General features: G+C 46.5%; 4 protein-coding genes. 2 read left to right on the top strand and 2 right to left on the bottom strand.

All coding sequences use genetic code 11. The features are described from left to right. Nucleotides 1–109: 109 nt before the first annotated feature. Complete coding sequence (locus MHN01_RS23280; protein ID WP_239413736.1) at nucleotides 110–418, bottom strand: helix-turn-helix transcriptional regulator; 309 nt, start codon at nucleotides 416–418, stop codon at nucleotides 110–112. 148 nt (nucleotides 419–566) lie between these two features. Here MHN01_RS23280 and MHN01_RS23275 point away from each other — a divergent pair, with 148 nt between their 5' ends. Continuing rightward, nucleotides 567–1,085, top strand: coding sequence for a DUF4136 domain-containing protein (locus MHN01_RS23275; protein WP_239413734.1), 519 nt, complete (start codon nucleotides 567–569; stop codon nucleotides 1,083–1,085). Nucleotides 1,086–1,160: 75 nt separating this feature from the next. On the opposite strand, the gene aroG is transcribed toward MHN01_RS23275, so the two are convergent. Next, nucleotides 1,161–2,213, bottom strand: a complete 1,053-nt coding sequence (gene aroG, locus MHN01_RS23270) for a 3-deoxy-7-phosphoheptulonate synthase AroG (protein ID WP_239413733.1) — start codon at nucleotides 2,211–2,213, stop codon at nucleotides 1,161–1,163. Between the two features lie 332 nt (nucleotides 2,214–2,545). Between aroG and MHN01_RS23265 the strand changes: the two genes are divergently transcribed. After that, a partial coding sequence (locus MHN01_RS23265) for an ATP-binding cassette domain-containing protein (protein WP_239413732.1) occupies nucleotides 2,546–2,833 on the top strand: 288 nt, incomplete at its 3' end.

Here is a 2,833-nt window from a genome sequence, read left to right as displayed (position 1 = left end):
GTCAAATAACGTTGAAAGGGGCTACCATTCCTACCGCTATTTTCCTTGAACTGAACACGCTGGTCTCACTCTGAATCCTGCATCTTGAGGTAGTTTGGGTATATAGTTGCTATAAGTACGACAGCAACCCTCGAAACTCTTCCAACTTTTCCTGGTTTACCGTAAAACAGGTTCTTGGCGGCTTCGGCTCTGCGATCACCAGACCGGCTGCCTTTAAAATTCGCAGGTGCTCAGAAACGGTTGACTGTGCCAAACCCAGTTCACCCACAAGATCGCTGTTCAGACAACCTTGCTGTCGAGTTAGGATCCTTAGAATTCGTACTCGAGCCGGGTGCGATAACGCTTTCGATAAACTTGCCAAAGCAAGCTCTTTCGTTTCGTCGATTTCAATACCGTCTAATACCGTGACACACGCCATTTCACACACCCTTCGTTTATCGTCGAATAACGATGGTAGGAGTTAGATTAATCGGTGTCAATCACTATTTCCCCCCAGATCCGGTAACCAGTTAGCAAGATCGGCTTTGCTATAATAGGTGTTGTAGCGTTATCAAAGGATACTTGCGATGTTTTCTTTATTTCGTCCTATCGTAATAAGCGTCGCCATCGTTGGTTGTAGTGCTGATGTCGCCACTGACTATGATGCCCAAATTAACTACTACCAATTCAAAACCTATCAGTTCGCCTCCTCTCCTGCTAACACAGTAATCAGCCTAGACGCCTCGCGGGTCGAAAATGCCATCACGGCTCAGCTTGATATCAAAGGGCTTACCGCTGAATCCAACGCGGCCGATCTCACCGTGAAGCATTACATACAACAACAATCTGATTTTCGCTCTTACGGTACCACCCTCGGCTTTGGTTACAGGCACCGAAACGTTGGCGTGGCCTATACAACCCCGTCACGATATCGTGAGTATCGGTATGGTAAGTTAGTTGTCGAGCTGATCGACAATGACAACAATAAAATCGTCTGGCGGTCGATATCTCAGCGTAAACTCACTGAGACAATGACATCGAAGTCGAGGGATGAGTTTATCGATGAACAGGTTTTTGAGATGTTTAAGAACTATCCACCTCAATGATTACCGGCGCAATAACCCCAATGCAAAAGGCCTGATTAATAATCAGGCCTTTGTTATTTTCATCTCAATCAAAAATTACTTCTGGCGGCGCTTTTTGACATCACCGGCCAGCTGACGAAGTACTTTTTCCGTATCAGCCCAGCCAATACATGCATCGGTAATGCTCTGACCATAGGTAGCCACTTTACCGTCAACAATGTCCTGGCGTCCTTCTACCAGGTGGCTTTCAATCATCACGCCGAAAATTGCATCATTGCCGTCAGCGACCTGATTACCCACATCTTCAGAAACCACCAACTGGCGCTGGAACTGCTTCAAGCTGTTAGCGTGGCTAAAGTCGATCATCACTTTCTGGCGCAGACCCGCTTTATCAAGCTGATCAGTGATCGCGTTAACATGCTCAGCACTGTAGTTCGGCTCTTTACCACCACGAAGAATGATATGGCAGTCTTCATTGCCCGCCGTTGATACGATGGCAGAATGACCATACTTAGTCACTGACAAGAAGTGGTGAGGCGCACTTGACGATCCAATTGCATCAGTAGCAATCTTGATATTACCGTCGGTACCGTTCTTGAAACCAACCGGGCAAGACAGGCCTGAAGCCAGCTCACGGTGAACCTGTGACTCGGTTGTACGTGCCCCGATTGCGCCCCAGCTGATCAGGTCGCCCATATACTGTGGCGTGATCATATCCAGAAACTCACCGGCAGTCGGGACCCCCATATCAGTCAAATCAAGCAGCAGCTTACGCCCGATACGAAGACCGTCGTTTAGCTGGAAGCTTCCATCCATATACGGGTCGTTGATCAGGCCCTTCCAGCCCACAGTAGTACGCGGCTTTTCAAAATACACACGCATGACCACTTCCAGTTCGCCTTTTAGCTCTTCACGGAGCGACTTGAGCTTCTTACCGTACTCAAGTGCAGCTTCTGGATCATGAATCGAACAAGGGCCTACGATGACGAGTAAGCGGTCATCTTCGTCATTCAAGATATTGTGGATCGACTGACGTGCCTGAAACACCGTTTCAGATGCATTTTCAGTTGCCGGAAAACGCTCCAATACTGCAACTGGTGGTAAAAGTTCTTTAATCTCGCGAATGCGTACGTCATCTGTTTTATGCATGCTCATTACTTCCCGTATTACTATCACCTGTCAACGTGTAAACTTAGATGTACAGAGATCGTTGACAGTAAATCTCACATCCCATTGACTTTAACTTATCGCCTTAATAGCGGTAGTGCAAACGCTATTTGAAATTAAATTACATATTTTTTGCCCTATCGGGGCTAGTCAGCACAATATTGCTGCGAAATTTCTCCCTGCCGAATTTTTACCATCGCACTTTTGCTTATTATTTGAGCAAACGGTATTTCGATGAAACGGCTTATTTTGTCTTTTGAGTGCTATCACTTTGAAAATAATTTGTAAAAGCAATAGCATATGAACAACAACTTATGATTTTCGAGGTCGCTACGGTGCCTGATAATGCAGTCGTTTCATTTCGAAACGTCGATAAATGGTATGGCGAATTCCATGCCCTCAAGAATATTAACCTGACCATTGAACGTGGTGAGCGCCTGGTGATTTGCGGCCCTTCAGGCTCAGGAAAATCGACCCTGATCCGCTGCATCAACGGACTCGAGCAATACAACACTGGCGAACTGCTGGTTGCAGGCCAGCCACTAAATAAAAAACATTTAAAATCCATCCGCGGCCAGGTTGGTATGGTGTTCCAGCACTTT

The sequence above is a fragment of the Photobacterium sp. OFAV2-7 genome (genome assembly GCF_022347985.1).
In the GTDB taxonomy this organism is placed as follows: Bacteria; Pseudomonadota; Gammaproteobacteria; order Enterobacterales; family Vibrionaceae; genus Photobacterium.
Note: the sequence above shows the minus strand (reverse complement) of the source record. Positions and strands in the feature narration are given on the sequence as shown.

Bases quoted from the DNA above. Each gene is read 5' to 3' on its own strand.
- aroG (WP_239413733.1), bottom strand. From the start codon at position 2,213: ATGCATAAAACAGATGACGTACGCATTCGCGAGATTAAAGAACTTTTA.
- MHN01_RS23275 (WP_239413734.1), top strand. From the start codon at position 567: ATGTTTTCTTTATTTCGTCCTATCGTAATAAGCGTCGCCATCGTTGGT.
- MHN01_RS23280 (WP_239413736.1), bottom strand. From the start codon at position 418: ATGGCGTGTGTCACGGTATTAGACGGTATTGAAATCGACGAAACGAAA.